This is a genomic window from Shewanella sp. P1-14-1 (genome assembly GCF_001401775.1).
Lineage (GTDB): Bacteria > Pseudomonadota > Gammaproteobacteria > Enterobacterales > Shewanellaceae > Shewanella > Shewanella japonica.
In genome coordinates this window covers 106,074-122,411 of sequence record NZ_LKTL01000007.1, presented here as the reverse complement: position 1 = coordinate 122,411, position 16,338 = coordinate 106,074, and the positions used below count along the sequence as shown (strand labels likewise).

Below are 16,338 nucleotides of genomic sequence, written 5' to 3'. Positions count from 1 at the left end.
AACTATGACCCAAGAGCGTGAAGCGCATATCGAACTCCCCGTGCTGCCACTTCGAGATGTAGTGGTTTATCCCCATATGGTAATTCCGCTATTCGTCGGACGAGAGAAATCTATTCGATGCCTTGAATCAGCGATGGAACAAGATAAGCAAATATTACTGGTCGCCCAGCGGGAAGCTGATTTAGACGAGCCAGCAAAAGACGATATTTTTGAAATTGGTACCGTTGCATCTATTTTACAGTTATTAAAATTACCTGACGGCACGGTTAAAGTGCTAGTTGAAGGTGGTCAGCGTGCTAAAGTCACTGAGTACACACAAGAAGATGAATTCTTTGTCGCAAACGTGACAATGTTAGCGTCTGAAGAGTTAGCTGATAAAGAAGAAGAAGTGCTGGTTCGAAGTGCTATTAGCCAATTTGAAGGCTACATCAAGCTAAATAAAAAAATTCCACCAGAAGTACTGACATCTTTAACTGGTATTGAAGAAGCTGCCCGTCTTGCTGATACTATGGCAGCTCATATGCCGCTAAAGCTTGAAGACAAACAGTCAGTGCTTGAAATGATCAATGTTGGCGAACGTCTTGAATATTTAATGGCAATGATGGAAGGCGAGATAGACTTACTTCAAGTTGAGAAACGCATTCGTGGCCGTGTTAAAAAGCAGATGGAAAAAAGCCAACGTGAGTATTACTTGAATGAGCAAATGAAAGCCATTCAAAAAGAACTTGGCGATCTTGATGAAGGTCAAGATGAGTTTGAAGTTTTAGGCCGCAAGATTGAAGAAGCCAAAATGCCGGCTGAAGCAAAAGAAAAAGCGGAAGCTGAGCTTAATAAGTTAAAAATGATGTCGCCAATGTCAGCAGAAGCGACAGTGGTAAGAAGTTACGTAGACTGGATGACGTCTGTACCTTGGAGCCAGCGTTCAAAAATCAAACGTGACTTGTCAAAAGCTGAAGCCATTCTAGATACCGATCATCACGGGTTAGAGAAAGTAAAAGAGCGCATTCTTGAATACCTTGCCGTGCAAAGTCGAGTTAAACAATTAAAAGGACCAATCCTTTGCTTAGTAGGGCCTCCAGGTGTTGGTAAAACGTCATTAGGCCAATCAATTGCTAAAGCAACAGGACGTAAATATGTTCGCGTTGCCTTAGGTGGCGTACGCGATGAAGCTGAAATTCGTGGTCATCGTCGAACTTACATTGGTTCTATGCCTGGTAAAGTTATCCAAAAAATGGCCAAAGTGGGTGTTAAAAACCCATTATTCTTATTAGATGAAATCGATAAGATGAGCTCAGATATGCGCGGTGACCCATCATCAGCGCTACTTGAAGTACTAGACCCTGAGCAAAACGCAGCGTTTAATGACCATTACTTAGAAGTTGATTACGACTTATCTGACGTGATGTTTGTGGCGACATCGAATTCAATGGATATTCCAGGGCCGTTATTAGACCGTATGGAAGTGATTCGTTTATCGGGTTATACCGAAGATGAAAAATTGAATATCGCTAAAAAGCATTTATTGACTAAGCAAATCGAGAGAAACGGGTTAAAACCAAAAGAAATTAATATCGATGATAGCGCCATTATTGGCATGATCCGTTACTACACTCGAGAAGCTGGTGTCCGTTCACTAGAGCGCGAGCTATCAAAAGTGTGCCGTAAAGTCGTTAAGATGATTCTTTTAGATAAATCAGTTAAAACCGTCGAAGTGAATCAAGAGAACTTGAAATCATTCCTCGGTGTGCAGCGCTTTGATTACGGTAAAGCTGAGTCTAATAATCAAATTGGTCAAGTGACTGGTTTAGCTTGGACGCAAGTTGGTGGCGATTTACTGACTATTGAAGCGACGTCTGTGTCAGGTAAAGGTAAACTTGCTTATACTGGCTCACTTGGTGATGTTATGCAGGAGTCTATTCAAGCTGCGATGACAGTTGTTCGTGCTCGCGCTGAACAATTAGGCATTAACAGTGACTTTTACGAAAAACGTGATATTCACGTGCATGTTCCTGAAGGGGCAACGCCTAAAGATGGACCATCTGCGGGTGCTGCAATGTGTACTGCGTTGGTATCAAGCTTAACGGGTAATCCGGTTAAGAGTGATGTGGCCATGACAGGTGAAATTACCCTAAGAGGGGAAGTTCTACCTATCGGCGGTTTGAAGGAAAAGTTACTTGCGGCACATCGTGGCGGCATAAAAGTTGTACTTATTCCTAAAGAAAATGAGCGTGATTTGGAAGAAATTCCAGCCAATGTCATTGCCGATCTTAAGATTCACCCAGTCAGATGGGTCGATGAAGTACTTGAATTGGCCTTAGAAAAGCCAGTAAAAGGCTTTGAAGTGGTTAAAAAGTAGCTAATTAGCAAAAAAAGTTGCTTTGAACCTAAAAAAAATGAAAAAAGGGGCTTAACAATCTGTAAAGCTGTGGTAGCCTAGATAAGTGGAGAGTCAGTTAGCACCAAACCCTTGGCGCAACTGACTTTGAGCTGTATCCAAGTACATTTTTTTTGGTTTTCCAACTAAGTTTGGTGTGGTATCAAACTTATAACAAAAAAGCCTCCGCAGACCGCTCTAAAGACGGATTTGGTTGCGGCGCGAAAATAAACATTCAAGGGGATGACATGAACAAATCTGAACTAATCGAGAAAATCGCTTCTGGTGCTGACATTTCTAAAGCTGGCGCAGGCCGTGCATTAGATTCTTTCATTGGTGCTGTTACTGAAGCACTTAAAGAAGGCGATAAAATTTCTCTAGTTGGTTTTGGTACTTTTGAAGTACGTCAGCGTGCTGAGCGTACTGGCCGTAACCCACAAACTGGTGCAGAAATTAAGATTGCTGCGGCTAACATCCCAGCTTTCAAAGCGGGTAAAGCTCTAAAAGACGCTGTTAACTAAGAATAGTTAATATCGTTGCCTTTTGTAAGGCATAGTTAAAAAGCACTGTTTTGGCAGTGCTTTTTACGAAAAGATTATTAAGAATAACAGTGTTAATTTTAATAATCGGAGGAATTGGGTCATACCCGAGGTAGCGTCTGATAACTCCATATAAATTACAAGAAGGCGCATCCCCAAGTGGTGCGCCTTTTTATTTTTTTAATCGCAACAAGCGAGAATTCAGATGTTAGAAAAAATTCGTGAAGGCTCACAAGGCGTTGTCGCTAAAAGTATTTTAGTGTTAGTGATCCTTTCGTTCGCATTTGCTGGTGTAAGTAGTTACCTAGGCACATCAACTGATGTAGCTGCTGCCGTTGTTAATGGCGACGACATTACCGCAAATGAACTAGAACAAGCTTATCAAAATGAACGTGGCCGTTTAGAGCAACAGCTTGGCGAAATGTTTGATGCATTATCTGCTGATGATACGTACATGAACGGTATCAAGCAGAACGTATTAGACCGCCTGATCGCTGATAAGTTAATGACTCAAGCAGCTGAAGATTTAGGTCTTCGTGTTTCTGATGAACAAATTAAACAAGCGATTGTTAACGAACCAGCATTCCAAACTGATGGTGTGTTTGATAACGAGCGCTACTTAGCAGTATTACGTCAGCTTGGTTATCAAACTAATAGCTTCCGTGACATGATGCGTACCGATATGACTCGTCGTCAGTTATTGACTTCGTTAGTGGGCAGTGAGTTCGTGTTGGATGGTGAAGCTAAGCAGCTTGCTGAAATTCAAGGTCAAACTCGTGATATTCGTTATTTAGTCGTTGATTCTTCTCCTTACTTAGTTACGGCAAGTGTGACAGATGAAGAGATCAAAACTTACTATGATAGCAACTTGATGCAGTTTATGGATCAAGAAAAAGTGAGCTTAGAATATGTTGAGTTAAATGCAGCTGAACTTGCTAAAGGGATGAATACGTCTGTCGATGAAGCACGTACATACTACGAAGAAAACAAACAGCAATATCAAACAGCTGAAAAACGTTTAGCGGCTCATATTCTATTTGCTTCTGGTGATGATAGTGCTGATGAAGCAAAGGCTGAAGCAAGCTTAGCTAAATTACAAGCTGGTGAAGACTTTGCAGAAGTTGCAAAAACTGATTCAGATGATCAGTTTAGTGCGGAGCAAGGGGGTCAACTTGATTGGTTCGAGCAAGGTGTGATGGACCCAGCATTCGATGAAGCACTGTTTACACTAAATCAAGGTGAATACTCACAGATTGTTAAAAGTGAATTCGGTTACCACATCGTTAAGCTACTTGATATTCAATCAGGTGCAGCAGCACCGTTTGAAGAAGTTCAAGATAAAATTGTTGCTGATTTACAAAACAAGAAAGCAGTTGATGAGTTCTATAGCTTACAAAGCATTCTTGCTGATACTAGCTACGAAGTGCCAGATACGTTAGATGAAACAGCTAAAGCATTAGGTACGACTGTTCAGTCGACAGAGTTGTTTTCTCGTGACAATGCTCCGGCTAACCTAAGTAGCCCTGATTTAGTTCGCACTGCATTTTCTGACGAAGTAATTACCAGTGGCATGAACAGTGAAGTGATTGAACTTGCTCCTAATCATGTGGTTGTTATCCGTTTATTGAAGCATCAAGATGCGGGTACTTTACCATTAGCGGATGTTAAGTCTGGTATTGAAGCGCGCTTGGTTCAAGATAAAGCGAACCTTCAGGCGAGTGAAAAAGCCAATGAGTATCTTGCTAAACTTAAAGCTGGCGAAGAAATCACTGATGTGACTATTGCGACTAAAGCGCAATTAGTCAGATTCAATCAAGATATCGATCAAGCTATTACGACGAAGGCTTTCCAAATGCCTGCTCCTGAAGCAAGCAGTGTATCATTTGATACAGCAGCTTTAGCGAATGGCTTTGCGGTAATTGCACTTGATAAAGTGAATGCTGCACAAGGGATTGATAGCAACGTTATTGATTCAATTAAGCAACGTTTAGCTCCGCAATACAGTGAAGCGGATTACCGCTCTGTCATTGCTGCGCTTAAATCAAAAGCAAAAATTGAGTACCCAGTAGCTGAATAAAACCGGGTATTAACATTAAAAAGCCAAGGTTATCCTTGGCTTTTTTTTGTTTTTATTCAATTATTTTTGGGATGTTTTTTATTTTACAGCTAGATGACAAGGATGCTCATGAACATTGCGCTATTCGATTTTGATGGCACGATCACCGAAAACGATACCTATACTCCTTTTATCCATTTAAGTGCACCCAAATGGCGTCGTATAGTATGCACAGTATTGTTGTTCCCAGTAATCTTAATGTATAAAAGTAAACTATTAGGTGTCTCGAGAACACGTTCTGTCGTCAGTTTTTTTGCTTTCTGTGGGCGTAATAAGAAAGAAATTTATCAACAAGGTGCAGACTACGCACATACACTCGATAAACACGTCATGTCGCAAGCTTATGAGCGTCTGCAGTGGCATAAAGCGCAGGGTGATACCATTGTTATTGTTTCAGCTTCTCTTGATGCTTATTTAGCTCCCTGGTGCGAAAAACATCAATATCATCTTATTTGTGCGACACTAAATACCAAAGGTAAACGTTTAACTGGCATGTATAAAGGTGGTGACTGCTCAGGCTCTGAAAAGGCTCGGCGTGTTAAATCTAAATTTAATCTGGACCTTTTTGATACAGTTTATGCCTATGGAGATACGATTGAAGACAAGCAGATGCTAGCGCTAGCAGATTTCGGTTTTTTAAATTGGCAACAGATTCAACAGTAAAATACGTCACTCGAGTTAAATCATTAAGATGCACAATAATCAGAAGGAATCAGTTTTAGTCAATGGAAACAATTAATCAAAGATTTGAAAAGGTGTTAGCACACATTGATGAAAACCTGTCAAAGCCGCTAGCTTTATCTGTACTGTCTGATATTGCTAAGGTGCCTGAATATCATTTTGATTTTATTTTTTTGAGTTTATTTCACACGTCATCATCTGAATATATTGCTTTACTGAGAAACCTTGAAGCTGGGCAACAATTAGGCTTTGATAAATCAATTTCAATTAAAGAGGTCGCTGTGTCTGTGGGCTATCAAAGTGAAACGGCCTTTATTACAGACTTTACACAAGCCATTGGTCAATCACCGCAAGCTTTTCAACGTCAACCTAATTGGGGGCAATTTTTTCAAAAGCAGCAACCGCTAAAAACTTTATCAGAAGGGCATAATGATTTAACTGCTGCTGATGTGAATATCGACAACTGTAAACTTGATAAGATTGATCTCGCAATGATTAGCCATCAGGCTGAAGCACAGTATTTACCGCAAACTATTCAGGCGATGAGAGCATTTCGTCAAGCCAATCAACTGTCTCCTACAAGCAGTAGAACATTCAATTTTGTATATCAAAGCAAACCGAAATCAACAGAGCAATTGCATATTGATATTGCAGTGAGTATCAACACACTAGAGAAGCAACGCATAGAGCCTGCTATCAATGACTCTGAGTATTTTTATTACTCTTGTATACCTGAAGGAAAGTATGCTTCTTTTATGCATCTAGGGTCTGATAAAGAGCTAGAGCGTAAATTAAAGTATCTTTATGGAGCATGGTTGAGTTCAACAAATCAACGATTAAAAAATGTGCCGTTGATATTTGAACAGCTTAATATCACAGAGCCTTCAAAACAGGCCACACGAGTTTATTTAGGTCTTGATTAACTGCTAGATGAATTTAATGTGCCGTGATTCTCATCATTTCGGCACAAATCCACGCCATGTATGTTGCCCAAGCATAGCCAAATACTGAAAACATGATGGCAACGGGTGCTAACGAACGATGAAATGCCATTGCAACCACAGGTGAAGAGGCTGCTCCACCGATACAGCATTGGCTTGCCATCGCCATATAAGCAACTGGAGCTTTCATCAATAACCCCGCAATAATGACCACCAGTGCATGGATGGTTAACCATATGAACCCGATAGCAAAATAGATTGGGAAGTCATCAATCATGGTTAAATCCATTTGTAGTCCCATATTGGCTATCAGAAAGTAAAGCATTACAGTGGATACTTTAGAGGCGCCCACATCTTCAAGATGACGGATTCGAGTATTAGATAATATGACGCTCACAGTGGTGACTAAAATAACAACCCAAAAAAAGCTAGAGGTAAAACTGTATTTTTCAGTTGCAGGATAATGTTCAGCGAAAAATGGGGCGAGTATATCTGCCCCAAAATGTGCGAGTCCAGTTACACCAAAAGCAACACAAAAAATTTGCATATAGCTATGTAAACTTGGAAGTTGCAGTTTAGTCTTTGAAGCGTTTTCAGTGACATTGACTAGTTGATTAAATTGACTGGCATCAGCGCCTATCGTTTTATCAATGGTTTTAGCGTGATTGGCACAAATTAATAAAAATGACATCCATATTGCTGAGTAAACCACATTGACAGAAATCATAATGGCGAACAGATTATCATCGACTTCGTACACTTCTTTCATCGCCAGTTGATTAGCTGTTCCGCCTACCCAGTTTCCAGCAAGTGTTGCCATACCACGCCAAGCCGCATCTGCACCAACCCAATTAATACTCTCAGGGGCGATACAAGAAAACAACAATAAGGTTAATGGACCGCCAATAATGACGCCAAAGCTGCCTAATAAAAACAAGATAACAATCTTAGGCCCAAGCAATAAAATTGCTTTAATGTCGACACTGATTATCAACAAGGCTAAACAAGCTGGCATAAGATAATTAGATGAAATGGAGTTGAGTTGACTGTGGCTAGCATCAACAATATTAAGGGTATTAAGTAGTGACGGGAGAACATAACACATCACCATCACAGGGATAAATCGATATACTTGACGCCATACAGGATGTGATGAAGTACTGGTAAAAAATACCAAGCCAATAATGGTTGCCAATAAGCCAAAAATAACGGGGTCTTGAGTGATCATTATCGTGCTGGCAACCTTTAAAAGTGAGGCTTATTGGTTACAGAATCTAATAAACTCTTCCAATAAAGCAGTAAGGGGCTCTTCGTTGCGGTATGTTGACCAATATTTACGTTGAAAATCCCAATTCGCTAATTGTAATTCAACAATTTCACCACGCTTTATTTCTTCTTTTACAGCCAGATATGGCAAGACGCTGACGCCAATACCTGTACCTATCGCGCGTTTTATCGCTCCCATAGTATTCATTGATAATTCGTGCTGAATGTTGATTCTAGCGCTTTTCAGTAGTTGTGTATTACGTAATCTCGATACTGACATGGTTTCATCCAGAATCCATAATTGTTCTGATAGCAACTCTGCCGTGATATTTTCATTAATAATAGGATTATCACAACTTGTTACTAGGCAAATTTTATCTTTAATCCATTGCTCATACTGAAGGTTATTAAGGCCAGGTTTGGCATCTACAAATCCTAAATCTAGCTCTTTTTCTGAGACCATTTTTTCAATCGTTAAACTGTTATTAATAACCAGTTTTATATCAACCAAAGGATGTAGCTTTTTAAACTGCGGAATTTTACGAGATAAAATATAGTTACCGGCGGTTTTACTACTGCCGACTTTAATTGTGCCACCGACTGCATTACGTTCTGCAAACATTTGTTCTAACTGCGTCCCTTTAGACAGCATCTCATTGGCATAGGGTAAAATGACCTCACCATTATCATTAATAGTCAGTCCGTTACTGCTACGCTCAAATAATCGAGTCCCAAGAGAGCTTTCAAGCTCTTTTAACGCCATGCTCACCGCAGGGACAGACATATGTAGCATTTGTGCTGCTTTCGAGATCTGTCCATTACTATGAATAGCTTTAAAAATGGTTAATTGTTTGAGGGTGATTTTCATCAATTATGCACCGTCTTTAAATGATATAAGTGATTATAACTGAGTATTTAAAAACCATTCTAAAATCAGACATTAGCATGTCTTTTTTGTAACCTCGCTCAAGTTTTCGTAAAAACTTTTAACTTAAAATGCAGCGCTAGAAAAGGGAGAGGTTCCAGCGCTGCTAAAAGTCATTAAAAGTCGTATCTAATACCGACTGTGAAAATATTGTCGTCTTCTAAATCAATAACGGGACCTGTATTTTCAACCCGATATTCACCTTCATATTTAGCGTAATGAGCAAATACCATTGTCGACTTCGCGAAGCGGTAGTCAGCACCAATTACAAACGAACTAATATCGACATCAGTAGCACGGTTATATTCACTTGAAGAAGCCGCACTATTTTTAAAATATTTACCGAAACCAGCTTCATCTTTGCCAATTTCAGCTTTTAGATTAACGCCATTGAGATTATAAATGGCACTAAGGAAGTAAGAGTTACCTTCTTTATAACTGTAAGTTTGGCTTTGAGTATTTTGGAATAATCCACCTAATTTCACGTTGCCAAGTTTAACCTGCGCCACGCCTCGATAAGCGTCTACGCCGCCAATAGTGTTATATGCTGCTGCGAGGTAATAAGCCTGCTTTTTGAGTTTCTTGTCACCTGCGATAAGACTTATTGCATACTGTTGCTCGTTATAATCGGTCCGTGCACCGTTTTCATCATATTCAGCATAATTGTCATCCATTAAATAAGTTGCATTAAAAGTAATTAAATCGGCGACTTTAGGAGAGTGATAAGTTATTCCGTCAGCTTTACGAACTTGGCCTGCAATCATACGGTTATAAGCTGCGTTGGTTAGTGCAAACGCTTCTGCAGTACCTTTGGAGGTTTTCATGACAGTATCGTTTCGACCAACTAACACTGTACCTAGATTTGTTTTTAAACCTAAATAGGTATTTCTTGGTTTGAATAAGTCATCGTTACCTTCATTTGTTGCTGCGTTTACTTGTAACTCGACGCGATAAAGTACCTCAATATCGTTAGCAATTGTTTCACTTCCATGAACGCCTAATCTAGAAAAGTTATTTTCAAGCACAGTGCCAGATTTTCCATTCTGTGTTGTTGCACCGTTATCCGATTCTGTCAGTGCCATTTCTAAACGGCCATAAAATTGTGGAGAATCAGCCAGTGCTGCTGATGAGCTTGCAGATAATATTGTTAATAGTGCGAGTGATAATGTCGATTTTTTCATGTTCAATCCCATGTTCTATAAATAAATTTTATATAAGTCTTATTTTTTAAACGTTATGACTTAGTTAATTAGTGAATTAAATTTTTATTATGTGATTCTTGTTAAGTGCCTAATCTGTTTTTCTCTTTGTATAAATAATCAAAAGATTTTCGGACTTTGGCTTGCTAAATTTGCTGATTAATATCGTAGAGATTTCAAATTTTATTTATTTGAACCTGTGTCACAGCTGTTTATTTTTTGTTGCGGTTTAAGGAGAACTGAACAGGTTTTCATAAAAACTTAACCAAATATTAAATTTGATGAAGATCGAAGTTTTGCTACCTCTTAGTGAGTAATCTTGCTGCAACAAAAAGCGAGATATAAAAACTCATAAAGGAACGACACATGAAACTTAAATACTTAGCTTCGGCAGTAGCAGTGATGATGCTTACGTCTGGTAGTGCAATTGCAAAAAATGATTTAGCCTCTTTTCATACTGAAATGGGTGATTGTCAAACTTGTCACGTCACTGGAAAAATGAAAGATATTAAGAAATCAATGACGGATAGCCAGACTCATGAAAATGCACAATGTCAGGACTGCCATGGTAGCTATGCTGATTTAGTCAATGACAAGTTAGAGTTTGATCCGCATGCATCTCATCTTGGCGACATTAACTGTACGTCTTGTCACACAGGGCACGCTAAACCTGAACTAACTTGTAATAACTGCCATAACTTTGAAATGGAAATGCCATTTGCCGATGCTAAAGAGAAGAAAAAGTGGGATGGCGATTGGAACCAAGACAAAATCCAAAAAGCCATTGATAAAGGCCCAGTAGAAACGGTTGATGTGATTGTTGTTGGCGGCGGTTCTGCTGGATTTAACGCTGCAATTTCAGCCAAAATGGCAGGCGCGAATGTCGTATTGTTTGAAAAAGCACCATATACAGGGGGGAACTCAATGTTAGCAGCTGGTGGTATCAATGCTGTCGGTACTCCTCAACAAAAAGCGAAAGGCATCGAAGATTCTGTTGATTGGTATGCAGAAGATGCAATGAAAGGTGGTCGCTATAAAAACGACCCAAAACTGGTACAAATCTTAGCTGAAGAGTCTGCTGGTGCCGTTGCTTGGCTTGAGTCTTTAGGTGCAAATATGGATGACTTAAAACGTTCTGGAGGCGCACGTGTTGAACGTACTCATCGTCCTTCAGGTGGTGCATCTGTTGGCCCACATATTATTGATACTTTACGCGTTGCAGCAAAAGAGCGTGATATTCCTGTACGTGTTAACTCTCGTATAGAAAAAATTGTGTTAAATGACGATAAATCAGTCGCTGGGGTTGTGGTGCATGGCCGTCATTCTGGTTATAACATGGTTGCTGCGGATTCTGTTGTGTTAGCAACGGGTGGTTACGGTATGAACAAACAAATGGTGGCTTACTATCGTCCAACCATGAAAGACATGACCAGCTCAAACAACGTGACCGCGACGGGTGACGGTGTATTACTGGCTAAAGAAATTGGCGCATCGATGACTGACATTGACTGGGTTCAGGCGCATCCTACCATTGGTAAAGATAGCCGTATTCTTATCTCAGAAACCGTGCGTGGTGTGGGCGCTATTATGGTGAATACAGATGGACAACGCTTTATCAGTGAATTAACAACTCGCGACCGTGCATCTGATGCGATTTTGAAGCAAAAAGATCAGTATGCTTGGTTGGTATTTGACGAGCAGTTAGTTGAGAAAAAGAAAATGGTGCGTGGTTACGAGCATTTAGGAATGCTAAGTAAAGCAAATACCATTGAAGAACTTGCGAAAATAACAGGTATGAAGTATTTACCTAAAACAGCAGCTGATTACAACAAGTATCAAGCGAGTGGTAAAGACGAGGCTTTTGGTCGTGAAGATATGCCAATTAACTTAACTAAAGCACCATTTTACGCTGTTAAAGTTGCACCTGGTATCCATCACACTATGGGTGGCGTTGCGGTCGATACCGATGCAAACGTGCTTAACTTGCAAAGCTGGAAAATGGATGGTTTATTTGCTGCTGGTGAGGTGACAGGTGGTTTACACGGCCATAACCGTTTAGGCGGAAACGCTATTGCTGAAACTGTGGTATTTGGACGTAAAGCTGGCGAAAATGCAGCTAAACACGCACTTGAAAAGAAATAGCAATTAACTAGATTCATCATCCCTAAATCCCCACAAGGCCAAGTCTCATCAGCTTGGCCTTTTTATTTAAGAGCGTAAACTTGAGTGTCAGCGGCTAATGATTTCTATTATTGTTTCAGAAAGTGTTTTGTGATTTGTTTGTTTTTAAGTTAACTGCGTTATACAAGTAGGTGTAAATGAGTATAATAATTTTAAGGTAATTGACTACCTTGATAAGATTACAATCGATAAAATGGAATGAAGTACGATATGGATATTAACTATTTAGCAATGCTATTGATGGCTTTGCAACCTTTCATTATTTATTACACTGTCTACAAATTGAACGAAAAATCAAAGTCTGATAATGAGTTTCATCAATCCTTTATTACCATTCCTCCCAGTTTTTCATTCTTTTATTTTGAGCAATTTGGTTATGCGTTTGCCATATTAACTGTTGTGGCGCTGTTAGGTATCGCACTTAGTCAAATCATAAGTAAAACGGCAGGTAACGCTGTAGAAGTAAAAAGTCTGCTTGTTTTTGGTACAGCTTGGTTTTGTAACTTTGGTATCGGCTACACAATAATAAGTTTTTTTTCTGGTGCTTCAGATACTTCAAACTCTTCGGAAGTCGCATCGCCTTTATTGTCTCTAGATAGCGTATTTAGCGCACTAGGTGTTTCGCTATGCATGTTTATCGGGGTCATCATTTGGACCTTGAGTCGAGCGTTAGAAGTGTATAAAACCAATGAAACTGAATTTTCAGATCTGTTGATCATGCCTTTTGCGGCATTAGGTGGGTTTAGCCCTGTATTCGGTGACTATTTTATTATCAGTTTACTACTCAACTTTTGTTTTATATTTGCTGTGTCTAAAGTGTCGATAGAAGCTCATAACGATCCTTCAATGGGGGGCGTTGGTTTTTTCTATATGTATTTATTTATGATGGGAGCCGGTGGGTGTGTGCTCGTAAAACTAGGGATGTTTATTAGCCAGTTATTTTAAAAAAAATCAGCCTCATTTGAGGCTGATTTTTTAATTGTCAGCATTAGGTTAAACCCTGCTGTTATTTAACATTCTCTCGACGTTAAATTATAAGCTGATGACATCAAACGTTACGTTAGGGTTTACGTCTGCATCATAATCAATACCGTCTATACCGAAGCCGAACAGTTTCAAGAACTCTTCTTTATATTCGTTATAATCTGTTAATTCAGCTAAATTTTCAGTGGTTACATCAGCCCACAAGTCGCGGCAATGTTTTTGAATCTCTTCGCGTAATTCCCAATCATCAAGACGTAAGCGATTACTGTCATCTGTTGCTGCAGCTTGCCCGTCTTCACGGAATAAGCGTTCGCTAAACATGCGATAAATTTGATCCATACAGCCTTCATGCACACCTTCTTCACGCATCTTTTTAAAGACCATGGCAATATAAAGCGGCATAACAGGAATTGCAGAACTTGCTTGAGTCACTACACTTTTAAGTACAGCAACATTAGCAGAACCGCCAGTCGCAGATAACTTTGTATTCAGTGCATGTGCAGCTCTATCTAAATCCATTTTGGCTTTACCCAATGCACCGTGCCAGTATATAGGCCATGTGATTTCAGTACCGATATAGCTGTAAGCAACTGTTTTACAATTATCGGTTAATACACCAGCTTCGCTAAGTGCATTCATCCATAATTCCCAGTCTTCTCCACCCATTACCGTAACGGTGTCGGCAATTTCTTGCTCAGTAGCTGGCTCTACAGATGTTTCAATAATGGTGTTTTTATTGGTGTCTACAGCCGTTGCTGTATAAGTTTCACCAATTGGTTTAAGGCTTGAACGGATGACTTCGCCAGTATCAGGTAGTTTACGAACTGGTGATGCCAGTGAATAAACGACCATATCAATTTGGCCTAAGTCTTGTTTGATAAGCTCAATGACTTTTTGCTTAGCATCGTGACTGAACGCATCACAGTTAATGCTTTTTGAATACAGGCCTTCAGCTTTAGCAAATTTATCGAAATAAGCTGAATTATACCAACCAGCTGTACCTGGTTTCGTTTCGGTGCTTGGTTTTTCAAAGAATACACCGATGGTGGCTGCGTCACTACCAAAAGCTGAGGCAATACGTGATGATAAGCCATAACCACTTGAAGAACCGACAACTAATACTTTTTTAGGGCCGTTGGCAATTTTACCTTTGGCTTTGGTTAGTTCAATTTGTTCTTTGACGTTTGCTTCACATCCTAGTGGGTGAGTTGTGGTGCAAATAAAGCCGCGTGTTTTTGGTTTAATAATCATAATTTTTCTTTTTCCTTTAACATTGGCCTTAGGATAAATAGTTAGCCATCGAAATGGCACTTATTTTTAGTAAAAAAGCCAAAATAACTCAGTGGTTGGAGCAGTTTATCGCTTTGCGGTTAACTGAGCTTGCTCAGCAATGAGTCTTCGAGTGTATTCTTCTTGCGGGTTTTCAAATAATTCTGCAGTGGTATTTTTTTCAATCAATACCCCTTTATTGAGCACCATCACCTTGTCGCTAAAGTGTCGGACGACATTAAGATTGTGGGTCACGAAAATATAAGATAACCCCATCTCTTTTTGTAGCTTTAACAGCAGGTTTAAAATTTGCGAACGCACCGATAAATCGAGTGAGGTTAATGCTTCATCAGCAATAATAATTTTAGGATTAAGCATTAATGCCCTAGCAACTGCGACCCGCTGTTTTTGTCCTTCCGATACCATATGAGGGTAAAAACTGGCGTGCTCTGGCAATAAACCGACTTTTCGTAACGTATCGACGACCTGAGCGATTCGTTCTGCTCTTGGCATTGCCGTATTAAATCTAAGTGGTTCTACAAGTAGCTCACCTATGGTCAACCTCGGGTTGAGTGATGTATTAGGGTCTTGAAAAATCATTCGAATCAATCTACAACGCTGTTTTAAGTTTTTAGCTTCTAGCGCTTCGCCTTCAAACTCTATGGTTCCGCCAGAACGTGATTCTGCTCCAACTAACATACGAGCCAAGGTGCTTTTACCTGAGCTGACCTCACCAACAATGGCGAGTGTTTGGCCTCGTTCTAATTCAAATGAGACAGGGGACAGCGCATGGTTGTACTGAGCTTTAAAGCGCTTGTAGCCCGTAAAATAGCGCTTACTTAGTTCGGTTACTTTAAGTAATGGCGTTGTCATCTTCTATCTCATTCTTGTATGGAAAGTGGCAGGCATAATAGCGGTCTTTTTCGTGAGTAAGACTCGGCTGTATTACACATTGGCGCTCAGCATCTGGACATCTAGGTCCGAGCCGACAACCGGCAGGTAAGTGCTGCAATGAAGGGGATGAACCTGGCATAGAAGGTAAATATGATTTGTGTTTTAACTTGCCAGTATGTTCAGGCAAGTTTTTGAATAAAGCCTTTGTATATGGATGATAAGGGGAGGTAACTAACTCAGCTACCGGCCCCGTTTCCATAATTTGACCACTATACAAAATACTGATGCGATCGCACCATTTAACTAGCGTTTCTAATTCATGGCTAACCAGTAGAATTGAAACGTTTTGCAATTGGTTAAGCTGGGACAATAAACGGAAGATTTGCGCTTGAGTACTAAGCTCCATCGAGTTTGTTGGTTCGTCGGCAATTAACAAACGTGGATGATTTGCGACAGCCATTGCAATCATGACTTTTTGGCATTCACCTTCCGATAGCTCCCAAGGGTAGCTTTTCATAATGCGTTTAGGGTGTTTTATACCCACTTTATGCAACCACTTTTGCGCCGTTAATCGCGTGTCTTTAGCACGTCGCCAAAAGGGTACCGCTTTATTGGGGGTTAACGACTCGATTAATTGACTGCCAATGGTTTTCACCGGATCTAAACTACCTGATGGGTCTTGAAATATCATCGTCATATCAGAGCCCATTAGGTTGCGGCGCTGTTTTGTCGACATTTCCATGAGGTTTTGTCCATCCCACATCATACGATCTGCAATGATGTTCCAGTTCGGGCCAAGTACTCCGAGTACGGCTTTTGCTAACAAGCTTCGGCCAGAGCCAGACTCTCCAACTAAACCATGAATTTCACCAGGGTTAATGGTTAAACTGACCTTTTCAAGGACTTTGACTTTGCCCTGTGGCGTATCAAGCTCAATGGTGAGATTTCTGATATCGAGTAATGGCATAA

General features: G+C 40.1%; 13 protein-coding genes. 7 read left to right on the top strand and 6 right to left on the bottom strand.

Features of this window, described 5'->3' with window-relative positions; all coding sequences use genetic code 11:
• Window positions 1–4: 4 nt before the first annotated feature.
• The 5 genes from lon (at window position 5) to AN944_RS06930 (ending at window position 6,633) form a co-directional block, all read left to right on the top strand.
• Window positions 5–2,356 carry an endopeptidase La gene (gene lon / locus AN944_RS06950; RefSeq protein ID WP_055023878.1) on the top strand — a complete coding sequence of 784 codons (2,352 nt, stop codon included), beginning with the start codon at window positions 5–7 and terminating at the stop codon, window positions 2,354–2,356.
• A gap of 266 nt (window positions 2,357–2,622) precedes the next feature.
• Window positions 2,623–2,895, top strand: coding sequence for an HU family DNA-binding protein (locus tag AN944_RS06945; RefSeq protein WP_055023877.1), 273 nt, complete (start codon window positions 2,623–2,625; stop codon window positions 2,893–2,895).
• A gap of 223 nt (window positions 2,896–3,118) precedes the next feature.
• A complete protein-coding gene (locus AN944_RS06940) occupies window positions 3,119–4,990 on the top strand; it encodes a SurA N-terminal domain-containing protein (protein WP_055023876.1) in 1,872 nt (623 codons plus the stop codon).
• 108 nt (window positions 4,991–5,098) lie between these two features.
• Window positions 5,099–5,692, top strand: coding sequence for an HAD-IB family hydrolase (locus tag AN944_RS06935; protein ID WP_055023875.1), 594 nt, complete (start codon window positions 5,099–5,101; stop codon window positions 5,690–5,692).
• Window positions 5,693–5,754: 62 nt separating this feature from the next.
• Window positions 5,755–6,633: a GyrI-like domain-containing protein gene (locus tag AN944_RS06930; RefSeq protein ID WP_055023874.1), complete on the top strand. Its 879-nt coding sequence runs from the start codon at window positions 5,755–5,757 to the stop codon at window positions 6,631–6,633.
• 13 nt (window positions 6,634–6,646) lie between these two features.
• Here AN944_RS06930 and AN944_RS06925 read toward each other — a convergent pair whose 3' ends face one another.
• The 3 genes from AN944_RS06925 to AN944_RS06915 form a co-directional block, all read right to left on the bottom strand.
• Window positions 6,647–7,879 carry a DUF819 domain-containing protein gene (locus tag AN944_RS06925; protein WP_055023873.1) on the bottom strand — a complete coding sequence of 411 codons (1,233 nt, stop codon included), beginning with the start codon at window positions 7,877–7,879 and terminating at the stop codon, window positions 6,647–6,649.
• A gap of 30 nt (window positions 7,880–7,909) precedes the next feature.
• On the bottom strand, window positions 7,910–8,785 hold the full coding sequence (locus tag AN944_RS06920; RefSeq protein WP_055023872.1) for a LysR family transcriptional regulator: 876 nt from the start codon (window positions 8,783–8,785) through the stop codon (window positions 7,910–7,912).
• Window positions 8,786–8,958: 173 nt separating this feature from the next.
• Window positions 8,959–10,023, bottom strand: coding sequence for a porin (locus tag AN944_RS06915; RefSeq protein WP_055023871.1), 1,065 nt, complete (start codon window positions 10,021–10,023; stop codon window positions 8,959–8,961).
• Between the two features lie 384 nt (window positions 10,024–10,407).
• Between AN944_RS06915 and AN944_RS06910 the strand changes: the two genes are divergently transcribed.
• Complete coding sequence (locus tag AN944_RS06910) at window positions 10,408–12,183, top strand: flavocytochrome c (RefSeq protein WP_055023870.1); 1,776 nt, start codon at window positions 10,408–10,410, stop codon at window positions 12,181–12,183.
• Between the two features lie 249 nt (window positions 12,184–12,432).
• On the top strand, window positions 12,433–13,167 hold the full coding sequence (locus AN944_RS06905; protein WP_055023869.1) for a hypothetical protein: 735 nt from the start codon (window positions 12,433–12,435) through the stop codon (window positions 13,165–13,167).
• An 87-nt stretch (window positions 13,168–13,254) separates the two neighbouring features.
• Here AN944_RS06905 and fabV read toward each other — a convergent pair whose 3' ends face one another.
• From fabV to AN944_RS06890, 3 genes are all read right to left on the bottom strand, one after another.
• Window positions 13,255–14,457 carry an enoyl-ACP reductase FabV gene (gene fabV, locus AN944_RS06900; RefSeq protein ID WP_055023868.1) on the bottom strand — a complete coding sequence of 401 codons (1,203 nt, stop codon included), beginning with the start codon at window positions 14,455–14,457 and terminating at the stop codon, window positions 13,255–13,257.
• Window positions 14,458–14,562: 105 nt separating this feature from the next.
• A complete protein-coding gene (locus AN944_RS06895) occupies window positions 14,563–15,348 on the bottom strand; it encodes an ATP-binding cassette domain-containing protein (protein WP_055023867.1) in 786 nt (261 codons plus the stop codon).
• Window positions 15,329–16,336 (bottom strand): oligopeptide/dipeptide ABC transporter ATP-binding protein, encoded by a 1,008-nt coding sequence (locus AN944_RS06890; protein WP_055023866.1) that lies wholly within the window; start codon window positions 16,334–16,336, stop codon window positions 15,329–15,331. Before AN944_RS06890 ends, AN944_RS06895 begins: the two co-directional genes overlap by 20 nt.
• Between the last annotated feature and the right edge of the window lie 2 nt (window positions 16,337–16,338).

What these genes read in the sequence shown, in the direction of transcription:
- lon (WP_055023878.1), top strand. Translation starts at nt 5, where the DNA reads ATGACCCAAGAGCGTGAAGCGCATATCGAACTCCCCGTGCTGCCACTT.
- AN944_RS06945 (WP_055023877.1), top strand. Translation starts at nt 2,623, where the DNA reads ATGAACAAATCTGAACTAATCGAGAAAATCGCTTCTGGTGCTGACATT.
- AN944_RS06940 (WP_055023876.1), top strand. Translation starts at nt 3,119, where the DNA reads ATGTTAGAAAAAATTCGTGAAGGCTCACAAGGCGTTGTCGCTAAAAGT.
- AN944_RS06935 (WP_055023875.1), top strand. Translation starts at nt 5,099, where the DNA reads ATGAACATTGCGCTATTCGATTTTGATGGCACGATCACCGAAAACGAT.
- AN944_RS06930 (WP_055023874.1), top strand. Translation starts at nt 5,755, where the DNA reads ATGGAAACAATTAATCAAAGATTTGAAAAGGTGTTAGCACACATTGAT.
- AN944_RS06925 (WP_055023873.1), bottom strand. Translation starts at nt 7,879, where the DNA reads ATGATCACTCAAGACCCCGTTATTTTTGGCTTATTGGCAACCATTATT.
- AN944_RS06920 (WP_055023872.1), bottom strand. Translation starts at nt 8,785, where the DNA reads ATGAAAATCACCCTCAAACAATTAACCATTTTTAAAGCTATTCATAGT.
- AN944_RS06915 (WP_055023871.1), bottom strand. Translation starts at nt 10,023, where the DNA reads ATGAAAAAATCGACATTATCACTCGCACTATTAACAATATTATCTGCA.
- AN944_RS06910 (WP_055023870.1), top strand. Translation starts at nt 10,408, where the DNA reads ATGAAACTTAAATACTTAGCTTCGGCAGTAGCAGTGATGATGCTTACG.
- AN944_RS06905 (WP_055023869.1), top strand. Translation starts at nt 12,433, where the DNA reads ATGGATATTAACTATTTAGCAATGCTATTGATGGCTTTGCAACCTTTC.
- fabV (WP_055023868.1), bottom strand. Translation starts at nt 14,457, where the DNA reads ATGATTATTAAACCAAAAACACGCGGCTTTATTTGCACCACAACTCAC.
- AN944_RS06895 (WP_055023867.1), bottom strand. Translation starts at nt 15,348, where the DNA reads ATGACAACGCCATTACTTAAAGTAACCGAACTAAGTAAGCGCTATTTT.
- AN944_RS06890 (WP_055023866.1), bottom strand. Translation starts at nt 16,336, where the DNA reads ATGCCATTACTCGATATCAGAAATCTCACCATTGAGCTTGATACGCCA.